The 17,230-nt window shown below is 61.5% G+C and carries 7 protein-coding genes (1 of these 7 cut by a window edge); 3 read left to right on the top strand and 4 right to left on the bottom strand.

Annotated features, from left to right (window positions below):
* From AO356_RS28245 to AO356_RS28255, 3 genes are all read right to left on the bottom strand, one after another.
* Positions 1-8,226 carry the 5' portion of a non-ribosomal peptide synthase/polyketide synthase gene (locus AO356_RS28245; RefSeq protein ID WP_109791126.1) on the bottom strand. It extends 20,805 nt beyond the left edge of the window, so only the first 8,226 of its 29,031 coding nucleotides appear in the window; it begins with the start codon at positions 8,224-8,226; the stop codon falls past the left edge of the window.
* Between the two features lie 385 nt (positions 8,227-8,611).
* Positions 8,612-10,312, bottom strand: a complete 1,701-nt coding sequence (locus AO356_RS28250) for a cyclic peptide export ABC transporter (RefSeq protein WP_060742630.1) — start codon at positions 10,310-10,312, stop codon at positions 8,612-8,614.
* Positions 10,313-10,346: 34 nt separating this feature from the next.
* Positions 10,347-11,408, bottom strand: a complete 1,062-nt coding sequence (locus tag AO356_RS28255; protein ID WP_060742631.1) for a TauD/TfdA family dioxygenase — start codon at positions 11,406-11,408, stop codon at positions 10,347-10,349.
* A gap of 339 nt (positions 11,409-11,747) precedes the next feature.
* Here AO356_RS28255 and syrB1 point away from each other — a divergent pair, with 339 nt between their 5' ends.
* Genes syrB1 through AO356_RS28270 form a run of 3 tightly spaced genes read left to right on the top strand, consistent with a single transcriptional unit; the run spans position 11,748 to position 15,820 of the window.
* The gene (syrB1, locus tag AO356_RS28260; protein WP_060742632.1) at positions 11,748-13,595 is read left to right on the top strand and encodes a syringomycin E biosynthesis L-threonine--[L-threonyl-carrier protein] ligase SyrB1; all 1,848 of its coding nucleotides are present in this window, start codon (positions 11,748-11,750) and stop codon (positions 13,593-13,595) included.
* A gap of 17 nt (positions 13,596-13,612) precedes the next feature.
* Positions 13,613-14,548 (top strand): syringomycin E biosynthesis L-threonyl-[L-threonyl-carrier protein] 4-chlorinase SyrB2, encoded by a 936-nt coding sequence (syrB2, locus tag AO356_RS28265; protein WP_060742633.1) that lies wholly within the window; start codon positions 13,613-13,615, stop codon positions 14,546-14,548.
* Between the two features lie 60 nt (positions 14,549-14,608).
* Entirely contained in the window at positions 14,609-15,820 is a 1,212-nt protein-coding gene (locus tag AO356_RS28270) for an alpha/beta fold hydrolase (RefSeq protein ID WP_060742634.1), read from the top strand.
* A 730-nt stretch (positions 15,821-16,550) separates the two neighbouring features.
* On the opposite strand, the gene AO356_RS28275 is transcribed toward AO356_RS28270, so the two are convergent.
* On the bottom strand, positions 16,551-17,162 hold the full coding sequence (locus AO356_RS28275; protein ID WP_060742635.1) for an aspartyl/asparaginyl beta-hydroxylase domain-containing protein: 612 nt from the start codon (positions 17,160-17,162) through the stop codon (positions 16,551-16,553).
* Positions 17,163-17,230 lie beyond the last annotated feature (68 nt).

Genomic DNA, 17,230 nt, shown 5'->3' on the forward strand with positions numbered 1-17,230 from the left:
CAATTCAAGGGTCGCCGTCTGCGCCAACACCACCGCCGGCGCACTGTCGTCCAGCATGTAGGCAATCCGGTCCAGCGGATACGCCGGGTCCAGCGGCACATAACCGCCGCCGGCCTTGAGAATCGCCAACAACCCCACGACCATGTCGATACCACGCTCGACGCAAATCGCCACCCGCGAATCGGGCTCTACGCCCTGTTTGCGCAGGTAATGGGCCAGGCGGTTGGCCCGCTCGTTCAACTCGTGATACGTCAGGCGTTGCTCGCCACGGATCACCGCCACGGCATCCGGCGTACGCTGGACCTGTTCTTCGAACAGGCCATGAATCGTCTGCTGCTGCGGATAGTCGATCTCGGTGGCGTTGAATGTCACCAGCAACCGATCACGCTCCTGCGCTGGCAAGATCGTCAAATCAGACAATGACGTTCCAGCCGCACACTCCAACGCCACGACCAGGCTCGTCAATGCCGCTTCCATGTAGGCGCCGATCCGCCGTGCGCCGATTTCGGCCACTGCCTGAACGGTCAGGCTGAAGCCTTCGCCGAGATCATCCACGGACAGCACCAGTGGATAGTTGGTGCGTTCTTCGCCGCCCACTTCCTCGATCCCTTCCCAGGTCGACGACGCTTGTAACGCATTAGGCTCGGCGACCGAATGACGGTAGTTGAGCAATGCACTGAACAATGGCGTCGGTGCAACCACGCCACTGCAACGTTGGGCCAACGCCAGGGAAGCATGCTCATGGCCCAACAGCCCGCTCAGCCGCGCATGGGTCGTCAGCACGCCGTCGCGCACGCTTTGTGCACCGACTTGCACACTGATCGGCAAGGTATTGATGAACATTCCCAAGGCCCGGTCGGCCCCTTCGCCGCCCTGCATCCGCCCCATCAACACGGTGCCTAACACCACGTCCTCGCGACCCGAAACCCGGCCCAGCACCTGGGCCCAGGCCAGGTGATACAGGCTCGCGGCACTCACGCCCAATTGGCGCGCCTGCAGGCGCAGACGGCGGCTCAGCTCCGTCGAGATGGCCTGCTGGGCTTCTTCGATACTGCTGCCATCGCCACGGACATCCTGCAAGCCGAACGGCAGCGTCGGCTCGTCGATGTCGCCGAGCATCGCGCGGAAAAACGTTTCGTGCTCTTCACGACTCACACCCAGGCACACCTGGGCCACATAGTTGCGATAAGGCACCGCGTCGCCCAACTGACCAGCGTGGCCCTGCAAGTGCATCTGTATCTCGTGGCGCATCACTTCCAGCGCCGTGTGGTCGAGCGCCATGTGATGGACCAGCAAGGTCGCCAACCAACGCTGGTTGACGGCGTCCTGAGCGAACCGAACGCGCATCAACGGCGCCTGGCGGATATCCAGGCGGTGGTGACTGACGTCGAAGCTCGCCTTCAACTGAGCGAGAATGTCACCCTCCTCATCGTGCGGGATGACGTGTTCAACACCCAGTACCGCCTTGCGCCAGACCACTTGCACCGGCTCGTCCAGCCCTTCCCAGGCCATGGATGACCTCAAGATGTCGTGGCGGTCGATCACACCCTGCAAGGCCTGGGTGAAATCGTCCAGGCGTTCGCGGCTATCGAAGGTGAACTGCGCTTGCAGCACATAAGGATCGCCTTGTTCGGCGGCCAGGTGATGGTAAAGAATGCCTTCCTGCAGCGGCGCCAGCGGATAGATGTCCTGCACGTTGCGCGCACCGCCTGGCACCGTCGATACGATACGGTCGATGGCCTCCTGACTCAACTTCGCCAGCGGCAGCATGGCTGGGGTGATGTGTTCGCAACCCAAAGGAATCAGGTTTGCCGGGACAGTCACCTCGTTGCCAGTGCCCACTGCGGCAGCCAGCGCGGCCAAGGTCGGTTGATTGAATAGTATGCGCACATCGGCGCTCAAGCCGGCCTGGCGCATCCGCTCGATCAGGCTGACGGCCAGCAGGGAATGCCCGCCCAGTTCGAAGAAATGGTCGTGCCGGCCGACGCGTTCGACCTTGAGCACGTCTTGCCAGATCTGCGCCAGGGTGGTTTCGGTTTCGCCTTGCGGAGCTTCGTAGCCACGGGTGATGACGGCATCCAGATCCGGTGCCGGCAGGGCCTTGCGGTCGAGCTTGCCGTTCGGCGTCAGTGGCAACGCATCCAGGCGCACGTAGGCCACCGGCACCATGTAGGCCGGCAATTGCGCTTGCAGGTGCGTGCGCAGGGCTTCGATCTCTACTGTTTCGTCCGGCGAGTGTTGGGTGAAATAGGCGACCAGGCGTTTGTCGCCCGGCACGTCTTCCCGGGCCAGGACCACGGTTTCCTTGATGTTGGGAGCCTGGGCGAGCTTGGCTTCGATCTCGCCCAGTTCGATGCGGAAACCACGGATCTTCACCTGGTCGTCATTGCGGCCCAGGTACTCGATGTTCCCGTCCGGCAGGTAGCGGCCCAGGTCACCGGTTTTGTACATACGGGCGTTTGGAGTCGTGCTGAATGGATCTTTCAGGAAACGCTCGGCCGTCAGGTCATCACGGTTGAGATAACCGCGAGCGACCCCGGCACCACCGATGTAGATTTCGCCCGGCACGCCCAGCGGCACGGGTTGTTTGTGCTCGTCCAGCAGATAGAACTGGGTGTTCGCCACCGGTTTGCCGATGTGCGCGGCAAACCCGTCTTCGCGAGCCATCGACACCCAACTTGAATAGGTCGTGGTTTCCGAAGGGCCGTAGAGGTTGCACAGGCGCTTGACCTGGGTCTGTTCGAACAAGGTTTCAACCAGGCTGCGCTTGAGCGCTTCACCGGCGACGTTGACCGTGTCGACGCCCTCGCCCAGCCCACCCGATTCCAGCAAGGCCTTGAGCGCCGACGGCACGGTGTTGATCAGCGTGATGTCGTGCTCGCCCTGCTGCAGTTCCAGCACATTAGTGACCACTTCGATGCTGCCGCCCGAGGTCAGCGGCGCGAAGCACTCGTAGACCGCCAGGTCGAAGTTCAGCGACGTCGAGAACAGGGTTTTTGACAGGGTTTGAGCGTCAAATGAGCGATGGGCCCAGGTCAGGAAGTTCACCGTGTTGCGGTGTTCGATCATCACGCCTTTAGGCAGACCGGTCGAACCCGAGGTGTAGATGACATAGGCCAGGTGCGAGGACGTCAGCTCAGTGACCTCGGGATTCTGGACGGATTCGTCCTGCCAATCGCCGCTGTCGAGATTGATCACTGGCATCGATGCTTCCGCCAGCAACTCAAGGGTCGCTGTCTGCGCCAACACCGCAGCCGGCGCGCTGTCGTCCAGCATGTAGGCAATCCGGTCCAGCGGGTACGCCGGGTCCAGCGGTACATAACCGCCGCCTGCCTTGAGGATCGCCAGCAGCCCCACGACCATGTCGATGCCGCGTTCAACGCAGATCGCCACTCGCGAATCGGGCTCCACACCCTGCTTGCGCAGGTAATGGGCCAGGCGGTTGGCCCGCTCGTTCAACTCGTGATAAGTCAGGCGCTGCTCACCCCGGATCACCGCCACCGCATCCGGCGTACGCTGGGCCTGTTCTTCGAACAAACCATGAACCATCTGCTGCTGCGGATAATCCGCCTCGGTGGCGTTGAATGCCACCAGCAGTTGCTCGCGTTCCAATGCCGGCAAAATCGTCAAATCCGCCAGGGGCGATTCAACCGCACGCTCCAACGCCGCCGCCAGACTCGTCAATGCCGCTTCCATATAGGCGCCGATACGCCGCGCGCCGATTTCGACCACCGCTTGAACGGTCAGGCTGAAGCCGTCACCGAGATCGTCCACGGACAGCGTCAGCGGATAGTTGGTGCGTTCTTCGCCACTCAGAATTTGCGCCCCGGCCCAGCGACGCCCTTCACCGACCGCCTTGGGTGCCTGCGCCGCCACGGCAGTCTGCCGGTAATTCATCAGCGCGCTGAACAAGGGGGTCGGCGCCGCGACACCGCTGCAACGCTGCGCCAGGGACAATGGCGCGTGTTCATGCCTCAGCAGGGTCGCCAACCGTGCGTGGGTCGCTTTCAGCGCGGCCAATACCCCCTGCCCCCCCGCTTCGACGCGCAAGGGCAGCGTGTTGACGAACATGCCCAGGGCATGGCCGGCTTCCTGCCCACTGTGCAGGCGGCCCATCAGCACCGTGCCGAACACCACATCCTGGCGACCGGACAAACGCCCCACCACCTGACCCCAAGCCAGGTGATGCAGGCTGGCCGTACTCACTCCCAGGCGCCGCGCCTGGGTACGCAACCGCTGGGCCAGATCGGCGGCCAGCGGCAACACCGTCTCTTCGACACCGACGCCGTCGCCCTGCACATCCCGCAGACCGAACGGTAATGTCGGCTCGTCTATGTCCCCCAGCATCTCGCTGAAGAACGCCTCATGGTGTTCCTGATTGCCGGCCAACCGCACCTGCGCCACATAGTTGCGGTAAGGCACCGATACCGGAAGTTCGGCCGAACGGCCCTCCAGATGCGCCTCGATCTCCTTGCCCAGCATCCCCAGGGAGGTGGCGTCGTCAATCAGGTGATGGAACAACAACACCGCGACCCAGTTGCCGTGGGCGACATCTTCGGTGAAATGAAGGCGCATCATCGGCGCCTGGCGCAGATCGAAGCGGGTGTGACGTGGATCGAAACGGCGCTGCATCTGGCCAGCGATATCACCTTCAGCCACGTCCAGCCCGAGCTCTTCGACCATCAGTTGTGCCTGGCGCCAGACCACTTGGACCGGCTCGCCCAAGCCCTCCCACGCCACCGAGGTACGCAGAATGTCATGGCGCTCGATCGCCACTTGCAAAGCCTGCACAATAGCATCGAGCTGTTCGCGACTGTCGATGCGCAACAGAATCTGCAACAGGTACGGATCGCCTTCCTCGGTCGCCAGGTGGTGATACAGGATGCCTTCCTGCAACGGCACGAGCCCGTAGATATCCTGGACATTGTCCACGCCGCCCGGCACTGCCGCGACCACTCGATCGATCTCGTCCTGGGTCAGCGTTGCCAGTGGCAGCATGTCCGATGTGATGCATTCGACCCCGTGGGCAATCATGTTGTCCGGCACCACGATGCCCTTGCTGACACCCGTGGCGGCGGCCAGCGATGCCAACGTCGGCTGGCCAAACAGAACCCCCACATCGGCGTGCAGCTTGACCTGGCGCATGCGTTCGATCAGTTTGACCGCCAGCAAGGAGTGGCCGCCCAGTTCGAAGAACCGATCGTGTCGACCCACCTGTTCCACACCAAGCAGTTCGGCCCAAAGCCTGGCCAGGACAGTTTCCACTTCGCCTTCCGGGGCTTCGTAGCTGCGCCGGGCATAGGCCTGTGAATCGGGCGCCGGCAGGGCTTTGCGGTCCAGCTTGCCGTTGGTCGTCAATGGGAGCGCATCCAGCAACACGAATGCACTCGGCACCATGTAGTCCGCCAACAAGCCCAGCAATTGGTCTCGCAGGTCAGCCACCGAGAGTTGCCGACCTGCGTCGGCCACCACATAAGCCACCAGGCGCTTGTCCCCCGGGTTGTCTTCCCGGGCGATCACCACCGCTTCGCGCACCTGCGCGCATACCGCCAGCTTCGCTTCGATCTCGCCCAGTTCAATGCGGAAACCACGGATCTTTACCTGTTCATCGTTGCGCCCCAGGTATTCCAGTTCACCATTTTTCAGCCAGCGGCCAAGGTCTCCGGTACGGTACATTCGCGCATGAGCCCCACCGTCGAACGGGTCGGCCAGGAATCGCGTTTCGTCAAGCTGGGGCCGGTTCAAGTAACCCCGCGCCACGCCAGCGCCCCCCACATACAACTCGCCCTCCACGCCTACTGGCACCGGTTGGCCGTACTTGTCGAGCAGGTACAGGCGCAGATCGGGAATCCGCTTACCGATCGGGCTGACGCCGGTCAACTGCGCATCCGCGGCACACAACGCACGATAAGTCACATGCACTGTCGTTTCGGTGATGCCGTACATGTTCACCAGTTGTGTCCCGGCATTGGTCGCACGGGCATACCACGGCTTGAGCATGCTGGTTTCCAGCGCTTCACCGCCAAAGATCACCTGGCGCAGGCTGTGGCACAGGTCGCTGTCACCCTGGGCCGCGATCAACTGCCGGAAAGCACTTGGCGTCTGGTTCAGCACCGTGACCCCGGCCTCGCACAACAGCGCATAGCAGTCTTGCGGAGAACGGCTGACCAGTTGCGGCACCACCAGCAAGCGGCCGCCGTGGGTCAACGCGCCCCAGATTTCCCAGACCGAGAAATCGAAGGCGAAGGAATGGAACAGCGCCCACACATCTTGCGGGCCAAATTCGAACCAAGGCTGGGTCGCCGAAAACAGCCGTGCGACGTTGCGGTGCTCGACCATCACCCCCTTGGGCAATCCGGTCGAACCCGAGGTATAGATCACGTAGGCCAAGTGGTGTGAGGCCAGGGTGCGCACATCAGGGTTGTAGCGTGACTGGGCGGTGATACCCGCCGCTTCGGCCTGGTCAAGCAACAACACCGGGACTTGCAACGCCGGCAGTTGAACCTGCAGCGTCGATTGAGTGAGCAAAGCAACCGGCGCACTGTCGTCGAGCATGAATGCCAGGCGTTCCTGGGGATAGGCCGGATCCAGCGGCACATAGCCGGCACCGGACTTCAGAATGCCCAGCAGGCCGATGATCATGTCCAGACCGCGCTCAACACAGATCGCCACGCGGTCGTCCGGGTGGACTCCGAGAATCAACAACCGGTGCGCCACCTGATTCGCCCGGGCGTTGAGTTCGCCATAAGTCAGGCAACGGTCTTCATGCAGCACCGCTACCGCGTCAGGTCGCGCCCGCACCTGCGCTTCGAACAGCCCATGGATCGTGTGGTCATGCTCATACGTGCGCGCATCGCTCGCGTTCCAGGCCTGGAGCATGTCCGCTTCGGCCGCAGTCGGCAGAACGAAGCCTTCGATCGGCAATGTATCGTCACGCAAGCCCTGCTCCAGCACATGCATGAATCGGTCGGCCATCGACTCGATTTCATCGGCCTGGAAATAGCTTTCGTTGTAGATCCAGTGCAGCCAGGCATTGTCGTCGTGCGGGTTGCTTCGGATATGGATGGACAGCGGCATCTGTTCCTGGCCGTTCGAGCCCATCACAAAATGAGCCGGCGCCTGTCCGAACATGAACCGACGATCTTCCTGCTCATAGGAAAACGAAACGTCGAACAGTTGCGCGCGGTTATCGCGCCGCAACTCTAGCGAACGGTTCATCTCGCTCAGGGGGAACCGCTGGTTGCGATAGTCCTGTTTGAGTGTGCGGGTCACGCCACGTATCAACTCACCAAATGACAAGTCGCTGGCGAACTTGAAGCGCACGGCACTGACCTGCGTGAACAACCCCGCCGTTTTCTTGAAGGTTGCATTGGGGCGGTTGAGGATCGGCAGGCCGATCACCAACTCATCACGCTGGGTGGTCCGTATGAAAAAGACATACAGTGCAGCCAGCAGCACCGAAAAACGTGACGCCTGATGCGCTTGCGCCAGGACATCGATTCGATCGCTCAAGGTGTGGGCGAAGCGATACAAGGCTTGAGCACTGGGAGCCAGGACCCCGGGTGGTTGGTCGTGGTGACGCGCGATGAACAGTGGATCCGGAACGTCCTGGTATTTGTCCAGCCAGTACGCCTCATCGAGCTTGAAACGAGGGGAATCACGATAGCGGGCATCCTCGTCGATGAATCCGACATAGGACGGTGCCGACAAGTCAGGCGGCTGGTCGTTCTCCAGGGCGTCATAGAGTTCGCCCAGCGAAGTCAGCACCAAACCGACGCCCCACCCGTCCAGGATGATGTGGTGAAGGTGCATCACAAAATAAAACGATGCGTCACCGAGTTTAGCCAGATAGAACCGGAACAACGGGCTTTCATCCAACCTGATGGCGACCGCCATCCGTTGTTGCATCCAGGCATGGACCGCTGCCTCTGGGTCGGGCCGATCGGAAAAATCCAGCACGGGAACCCGCGCCTCCAATGTCTCGGCCATTGTCTGCATGGGCACGCCGTCGGCGCCGTAGTGCAATACCGTACGCAGGGCATCGTATTTTTCAATCAACAGGTCGACCGCCCGCTGAAAACGCTCAGGGTCGACGGCGCCCTGGATATGGAGATAGCCACCAATGTTGTACAGGGGGGAATCGCCCTTGGTCATCTGGTCCAGCCAGATGTCCCGCTGTGCTGTCGTCAGAGGGTAGCTTGTCGAGAGCTGGAGAAACTGATTCATACCTGCCCCTCCGACACACGCACGCACACCCACAACGCACTGCCCGAAGCCCTGGGGGCCCGGCGTTTTTCATGACACCGGTCAGCCGACAGGCCTGTTGCAACAACGCCATCCACAGCACGCGCAAAGATAAATTCCATACGTTCCTTCTCAGAGATTTGTCAGTGCTGCCCGGGTTGAATGCAACAGGCACGCCTGGAGTTGATGCAAATCCGCGCGGCTAGCCAGCGCGGCATGGGGTCGGTCGAACGATCGGAGCGTTCTTGCATGGCATCGCCACCCGGCGGCGGATACACGTCTGCCGGGGGGATGCCAAGCATTTATCACGGGTGTTCAGCAGTCCTGTCGCGACATCGCAAGCCGGACGATGGAGCCTGAATGGGCATCAGGCTCGCTTGTCGCGCAGGGCGCAGTTGATGTCGGAAACGATCTGGCCATCCGACAACTTGATGATGCGATCGGCCAGTTGGAAATACTGGTCGTCATGGGTAATGATCAGCACCGTCTTGCCACGACGCTTGAGGTCGGGCAGCAGTTCCTCGTAGAAGAACTTCTTGAATGGCGGATCCTGGTCCGCGGCCCATTCGTCCAGCACGTAGACCGACCGATCTTCCATGTAGGCGCACACCAGTGCCAGGCGTTTTTGCTGGCCATAGGACAAGGCCTTCAGGGTTGAATACCCCTGCCCTTCGATCTTGATCTTGTCGGCCAGCCCCAGGGTTTCCAAGTACTTGCTCGCCAGTGTCGGGCTGCCGTCCTCTTCGTCGGGGCCAATGAGGCGATTGAACAGATGGAAATCGGAAAATACCGCGGAGAACAGATCGCGATAGTCGTTGCGATTTTCATCCGTGACAGGCTTGCCATCGAGCTGGACCTCACCCTCCTGGGGGATGTAGAGCCCGCAGAGGAGCTTGGCCAAGGTACTTTTACCGCAACCGTTGCCACCGACGATGTAGATCAACTCGCCGGCCTGCACCGTCAGGTCGATGGGCCCCAGGGAGAAGCCGGTCTCGGCGTGCAGCTCCTGGTAATGCATGCGCACGGCTTTCAATTCGATGCGATTCCAGGACTTCTTGTGCTCCAGCAGATGAACCTTGGGCACGTCGGTCTCGATAGGCTCCGGGTGCGGATCGTTGATCGAGAAACCGAATTCCGAAAGACGCGTACACGCCACCCGTCCCGCCGCCAGCAAGGGCATCGCCCCGACCAGCAACGACAGCGGGCCCATGATGTACAACACCGCCAGGACGCTGGCGGTCATGATTTTCGGCTCGATGGCACCGACCAGGGGCGCGGCGAACAGCAGGCAACCGATCAGCAGCGACAGCGTGAATTGCCCAACGTTGTCGGCAGCGGTGTACCACAGGCGCTCGACGAAGTTGTAGCGCGCCACACGGGTCGAAGACGCCTCGATGGCCGAGCGACCGAACCAACGACGCCGCACGCCATTGAGCTTGAGTTCCTTGAGGCCGAACACCAGGGCGTGGGTGTATTCATTGAACGCGGTGTATTCGTCCCGCACACGAGAGGTGTTCCGCACGCCACAGGAAAAGAAGAACAGATACAGCCCCACCCCCAGGATCATCAGTGACACCGTCAAGGCCAGCACGACCCACGACAGGTAGGCCAGGTAGCCGATGCCGAACAGAAAGACCGTCGTCTCCACCAGGATGGTAGGCATGATGATCAATGTCGTATTCAATTGCGGGATGTCGTTGGTCAACATCGTCAGCACATTGGGCGGGCCGCGCCGGTCCACTTCTTCCAGTGGCGTGGCGAGAATCTTGCGACAAAGCGCAATGCGCAAGCGCGTCATGATCCGCATGCTGGCGTAGGCCGGGAACAACGCCGCACCGTTGCGCAGGATCAGCGCCGTGGCACTGAGCCCGATGAACCAGTACAGCGCCTGCAGGCGCGAGCCGTCATTGTAGAGAGCGTCGTTGATCACGCTCACCACCGCGATGGACGCCACCCCGCTGATGACACCGCAGATCAACGTAAAGAGCGTCAGCCAGGGATGGTTACGCCACAACAGGCGCATGACCGAGCCCGCTTTGGGCTTCTTCGCTTTCTTCTCTTTTTTCATGGGTTGCTATCCTTCAATGGAGTCGCGAAAGGGCTCACGCCGGTCGCCATACATCGCCCCGGGCGGTCATTTCGCCCATCGCCACAACGATAAGGCGTGGTTCCTCGTAAGGATCGCGAGCGTGGGCGGCCAACATGTTGTCGAGCATCACCACATCGCCCTTGCGCCAGGCGAACCTGACCGCACAGGCCTCATAGGCCTCGCCGAGCAACGCCATGACGTCGTCTTCAATCGGCGTTCCATCGCCGTAACTGACCATGCGCGGCAGACGATCGGCGCCGAACATATCGAGCAGGTCTTCGCGCATTTCCTCGCCGAGACAGAACGGATGGTGCAGCTGCACCTGGTTGAAAAAAGCCCGCTCCCCGGTCACCGGATGTTGGATAACCGCTGGACAGAGGGTGCGCACCTGCAGGGTGTCGTCGTCGAGCCATTCGAAATCGGTGCCCTGTTCCCGGCATCGCTGTTCGACGGCCTCGCGGTCGCTGGTGCCGAAGAACGATGCCCAACTCGGCTCGACGCCAGCAGTAAAGGTGCGGCTGTACATCAGGCCTTTTTGTTCGAACCGAGCCACCACCTGCGGCGGCAGGCTTTGCAGCACTTGGCGGATGTCGGCCAGCGGCGTCGCACCGCCAACCCGTGACGGCTGCTCGCAATAGAACCATTGCTTGCGCGGCCAGCTTTCCAGGTGCGAGCTCTCGTTGTGATACAGGATCATCTCGCGCTCGGGATACGGCGTGGAGCGGTAGACGTTGCGTCCGCCCTCCTTCTTCGGCAAGTCGCCGTAGCTGCCGTGCAACCCGGGCGACAAGGCTTCGGCGAACGCCTCGAAGGCCGGCACCGAGCCGAGGTCAAAACCACGAAACAGCACCGCGCCGTGACGACACAGCAACGCCTCGATAGCCTCGCGATGGGTGTTGGCCCACAGCGAAGGATCCAGCCCCGGTTCGATCGGTTCGATCACCACCGGCAAACTCAAACCGTCGGCGAGCAATGACAGCCTGACCGATTCACCGGCCCCGTGACCTGGCCAGACAAGCGAATCCGCCATCCCGTCAGCGGGCATGACGGGCGATGCGTCAGTTTGAAGACTCATGAATAACTCCTGAACCACGGATCATCGGATCCACGTCGCAGGGCCGGACCAATGCGCCCCACCATCGGGCAAGGATAAAAACACTGATCCGCGGTGATGTCTGGCACCGCAAACCGGGACAGAGGGGGTCATGGTGTCTACTTGAGCCGTTTGCGGAGCGGCAAATTCTTGTCCCCATTTCCCGCGACAGACGCCGACACGAAGTCGGTGCTGAAATGCGTCAGCTGCGAATTGCACAGGTACCGCAAACGATGCCGTGGGTCGCAGTGACGTCTCGAGCACATCGGTTTGCGCAACATGCAAACACGCTGTGCCTGGCATTTAACAGGAGCGTTAGTCATGCCGATTAAGAACACTGGCGGATCGGTCAATCCCGCGCCAGCCCCTCTCACGCCCGGTGCATTCCTGCATGAAACATTCGTCGCCCGGGCCCGTGAATTCCCTGAGCGAACCGCGGTTTCCGACGCCTCTCGCTCATTGAGCTACGCACAACTCGACACGGCTTCGTCGCAGTTGGCGGCCAGGCTTCGCCAGGAAGGCGTCCAGGACGGTATGTTGGTGGGGATGTGCCTGCCACGTGGCGTCGACCTGGTCATCAGCCTGCTGGGTATCCTCAAGGCCGGCGGCGCCTACGTCCCGGTCGACCCGCAATACCCCGGTAAACGTGTCGAACACATCGTGCGCGACAGCGGCCTGGGCCTGATGATCGGTGAACTCGCCGACCTGCCGCCGAGCGCGTCCGTACGCGTCCTGTCCCTGGCCGAACTGCTGGCCGGCCCGACCCTGCAACCGCTGCCCGCCAACGACCAACGCAACCCCGACGAGGCCGCGGCCTATGTCATCTATACCTCCGGTTCCACCGGTGAGCCCAAGGGCGTATTGGTGGCGCACGGTAACGTCAGTCGCCTGTTGGAAAGTACCCAGCGCTCGTTCGCCTTCACCGAAAACGACGTCTGGTCGATGTTCCACTCCATCGGTTTCGACTTTTCGGTGTGGGAAATCTGGGGCGCCCTCGCCCACGGTGGCCACGTCGCCGTGGTGCCCTACGATGTTTCGCGCTCGCCAAGTGGCACGCGTCAATGGCTGGCCGACCAGGGCGTGACTGTCCTGAGCCAGACGCCATCGGCGTTCCGCGGCCTGGATGAGGCGGACCGCTCTGCCAGTGCGCCACTGGCCCTGCGCTACGTGGTGTTCGGCGGCGAGGCACTGCCCGCCACCGTACTGCGGCCGTGGGTTGAGCGCCATGGCGATCAGAAGCCGGCCTTGATCAACATGTACGGCATCACCGAAGCCACCGTCCACACCACCTTCAAACGCGTGCGTGGCCAGGATCTGGAAAGCGCCGCCATGGTGTCCATCGGCGCGCCGCTGGACGGCTGGCGCCTGCACCTGCTCGACGCCGATCAACAACCAGTGTCCCAAGGCAACGCCGGTGAGCTGTACATCGAAGGCGCCGGGGTCGCCCTGGGCTACCTGAATCGTCCTGCCCTGAACGCCGAACGCTTCGTCCAGTTGCCGGGCACCTCGAGCCGTGCCTATCGCACCGGCGACCTGCTGGTACTGGGAGACGATGGCGAGTACCGCTACGCCGGTCGTTGCGATGAACAGCTGAAGATCCGTGGGTTCCGCATCGAGCCGGGCGAAGTCGAAGCGTGCCTGCAAGCCAGCCCCGCCGTAGCCGCCGCCCACGTGGCCGGTCACGATTACGGCGATGGCGACTGGCGCCTGGTCACCTACGTGGTGCCGACCCATGGCGTGGCGGCCTGGACCGAACAGCTGCGCAGCGAAGTGGCCGCACAGGTGGCCGCGAACCTGCCGGACTACATGCGCCCCTCGGCCTACATCCCCCTGGCCGCGTTGCCGGTCACCGACCACGGCAAGATCGACAAGAGCCGCCTGCCCTCACCCGATTCCGCCACCTCGACCGTGGACCACGCCAGCGAAACGGGCCTCACCGAACAGGAGCAGTTCGTGCTCAAGGTCTGGTCGGACGACCTCGGCCTGAAGAACATCGGCCTGAACGATGATTTCTTCGACTTCGGCGGCACCTCCCTGGCCCTGATCCGCTCGTTGAGCACGTTCAAGGCCCATTACCGGGTCAACCTCGACCCAGGTGTGCTGGCAGATGGCGCGACCGCCAAAGTGTTGGCCGGCTGTATCCAGCGCTCCCTTGTTCAAGCCCATTGATCGAAAAGGAAAAGCTCATGAGCAAAAAATTCGCCCTGACCCCGGAAGAACGTGCGTCCTTTGAAAAGAACGGCTTCATCGGACCGTTCGACGCCTATTCGCCAGAAGAAATGAAAGAGACCTGGAAGCGCACCCGCCTGCGCCTGCTCGACCGCAGTGCCGCGGCCTACCAGGACCTGGATGCGATCTCCGGCGGCACCAACATTGCCAACTACGATCGCCACCTGGACGACGAATTCCTCGCCAGCCACATCTGCCGTCCGCAGATCTGCGACCGCGTCGAGAGCATCCTCGGCCCGGACGTGTTGTGCTGGCGCACCGAGTTTTTCCCTAAATACCCGGGCGACGAAGGCACCGACTGGCACCAGGCCGACACCTTCGCCAACGCCTCGGGCAAGCCGCAGATTCTCTGGCCGGAAAACGAAGACTTCGGCGGCACCATCACCGTCTGGACCGCCTTCACCGACGCCAACATCGCCAACGGTTGCCTGCAGTTCATTCCCGGCACCCAGAACAGCATGAACTACGACGAAACCAAGCGCATGGCCTACGATCCCGATGCCAACAACAGCTCGGTGGTCAAGGATGGTGTGCGGCGCGGTTTCTTCGGCTACGACTATCGCCAGCTGCAGATCGACGAAAACTGGAAGCCCGACGAAGCCTCCGCCGTGCCCATGCAGATGAAAGCCGGCCAGTTCATCATTTTCTGGTCGACCCTGATGCACGCCTCTTACCCCCACAGCGGCGAGTCCCAGGACATGCGCATGGGCTTCGCCTCGCGTTATGTACCGTCGTTCGTGAAGATCTACCCGGACTCCGACCACATCGAGGAATACGGTGGACGTATCAGCCTTGAAAAGTACGGCGCGGTGCAGGTCATCGGCGAGACGACCCCTGAATACAATCGCCTTGTCACCCACACGACCCGAGGCAAGAAGTTCGAAGCCGTCTGATCTTTTCAATGCCATATGACAGTTGGCATGCGCAACGTGCCTGACAGGAGTCCCCAATCCATGACTATTTCCACCGACGCAGCGACGCGCCTGTGTGAGACCGTGAGGATGCTTAGGCACCTTGCCATCCATTTGCCCGATCCTATCTGCCTGAGCTTTTTGTCCCAGGGCAGTGATGTGGCGCCCGACCAGGCTTCCTCCAGCGTGAGAGCCACGGAACGCGCGGTCAGCACCGCGTTCGCCAGGATCGGCGTCAAAGCCGTGCAGTACGTGCATGACGGCGAGGCGCAGCTGTCGTCTTTCGAGATGTTCATCAGCAAGAAAATCTGCCAGGCGCTCGAGTTTGCCTATGACCACTTCGACGATGTCGACAGTGCCAAGGACTTCGGGCGCCTGGTCAGACACTTCGATTTCAGCGGTGCCGTGCCCGAGGTCGAGACACTGCACCTGATTACCCGCGACAATGTGGCGCTGTCGGTGCATGCCAGCACCGATCGAAACCGCCCGGCCATCGTCCTCGCCCTGCCCTGCGGCATGCCGTTCGACTTGTGTCGCGACTGGTTCAATGCGCTGAGCGAAAGGTTCTTCGTGGTCACCTGGGAAACCCGCGGGCTGTTCGGTTCCTGCACCTCCTTCGATCAGTTGTCCGTGGACACCGATGCCCAGGTGGGCGACCTGATCAATGTGATGAACCACTATGGCCTGCAAAGCGCGCACTTGATGGGTATCTGCGGTGGCGCGGTGATCGCCCTCAGCGCGGCGGCCATCCACACCGACCGGGTCAACTCCCTGAGCCTGTGGCACGGTGATTACAACCTGGGCGACGACAGCCTGCGCACCACCCACCAGCAGAACTTCGAGTGGCTGATGGAATCGGCCGCCGTGGACCGCAACGAAGCCAGCGACCTGCAGGCGTTGTTCCTGGACCAGGCGACCCTGGCGACCATTCCGGACTCCATCGCCCATGCGGCGCTCTACCCTTATGTCAACGAAGAGCTGTTCTATCGCTATGCGCGACTCAACGATGCGCTGAACAAGACTGAGTTGAAGTCGCGGCTGGAGCAGATCACGGCGCCCACCCTGGTCGTCGCCGGCGACGCCGATGAAACCACCCACCTTGGTGGTTCCAAGCACATTGCCGAGTCCATCAGTGACGCCTTGCTGCATGTGGAGCGCAATGGCAGCCATCTGGCGTTCTTCGAGTCGACCCATCGCTCAAAGCACACCGCCTTCCGCTTCCTGGAATCGACCCTCGAATCGACGGTGGTCTGACTTACCAGCCGTGGCGCGGTGCAAAACCTGTGGGAGCTGAGTTTGCTCGCGATAGCGGCGGTTCAGCTTGAATCGGTATTGAATGTGCCGACGTCATCGCGAGCAAGCTCGGCTCCCACATGGGGTCTTGGGGACCCACAGATTCAGCATCCACCCACAATCCACTGTGGGAGCGAGCTTGCTCGCGATAGCAGTGGGTCAGCTTGCATCGGTATTGAATGTGCTGACGTCATCGCGAGCAAGCTCGGCTCCCACATGGGTTCTTCGGTACCCACAGATTCAGCATCCACCCACAATCCACTGTGGGAGCTGAGCTCGCTCGCGATAGCGGTGGGTCAGCTTGCATCGGGATTGAATGTGCCGACGTCATCGCGAGCAAGCTCGCTCCCACACATGGGGTCTTGGGGACCCACAGATTCAGCATCCACCCACAATTCCTTGTGGGAGCTGAGCTTGCTCGCGATAGCGGTGGGTCAGCTTGCATCGGGATGAATGTGCTGACGTCATCGCGAGCGAGCTCGGCTCCCACATGGGGTCTTGGGGACCCACAGATTCAGCATCCACCCACAATTCCTTGTGGGAGCTGAGCTTGCTCGCGATAGCGGTGGGTCAGCTTGCATCGGGATTGAATGTACCGCCCTCATCGCGAGCAAGCTCGGCTCCCACATGGGGTCTTGGGGACCCACAGATTCAGCGTCGTCCACAATCTTTCCGGTGACAGGGTTCCACATCAAGCCACCATGTGCTTCTCACGATGAAACTCAAGGTACAGCACAGTACGGTGAGCCCTGGACGCATTGACTGCAAAGTGGTCCAGGGAGCCATCGAAAATCACCAGGTTACCGTTGGTGCTCTGGTTGAAGCTGCCGTTGACATTAAGGTAGGCATAGTTCTGTGTGGTAGGCGCGTCGATGGTCAATTGCATGTGCAGCAGACCTTCTTCCCAAGTGCCGGTATGAGAATGCGTACCAAGGAACACGTTGGGTTCCATGCGCAATAGGGCGCAAAGCTTGATGCCGGGAATCTTGCTCAGCAGCTCGATGGTCCCGGGCATGGCGTCGCGGGCGTAGGGGATCGGGGTGTCGTAGGCCACCAGGCCGTATTGGGTCCACTCCGGCATGATATCCATGTCGTCACCCCATCCCCAGAGCCAGCCATACTCTCCCCCAGCCGCCATGTGAGCGTCGATCTCCTCGACGATCTCGGCAATCTGCTTGCCCACGCGGTTGATCGTCAGGGTTGGCGCATCGAGGGCCAGAAACTCCTCGCGGATCACTTCCCAATTGTCGGCCAGGTTCTTCAGTTGCGGAAAACGGCTGGGATCATAAAACGACGGGCGCATAGGTACTCCTTTTATTGAGGTTGTCGATTCCGCTGGCGATGCCAGATAGTCCTGTCCGCCGGGTGAAA

The organism is Pseudomonas fluorescens, from assembly GCF_001307275.1.
Classification (GTDB): domain Bacteria; phylum Pseudomonadota; class Gammaproteobacteria; order Pseudomonadales; family Pseudomonadaceae; genus Aquipseudomonas; species Aquipseudomonas fluorescens_AA.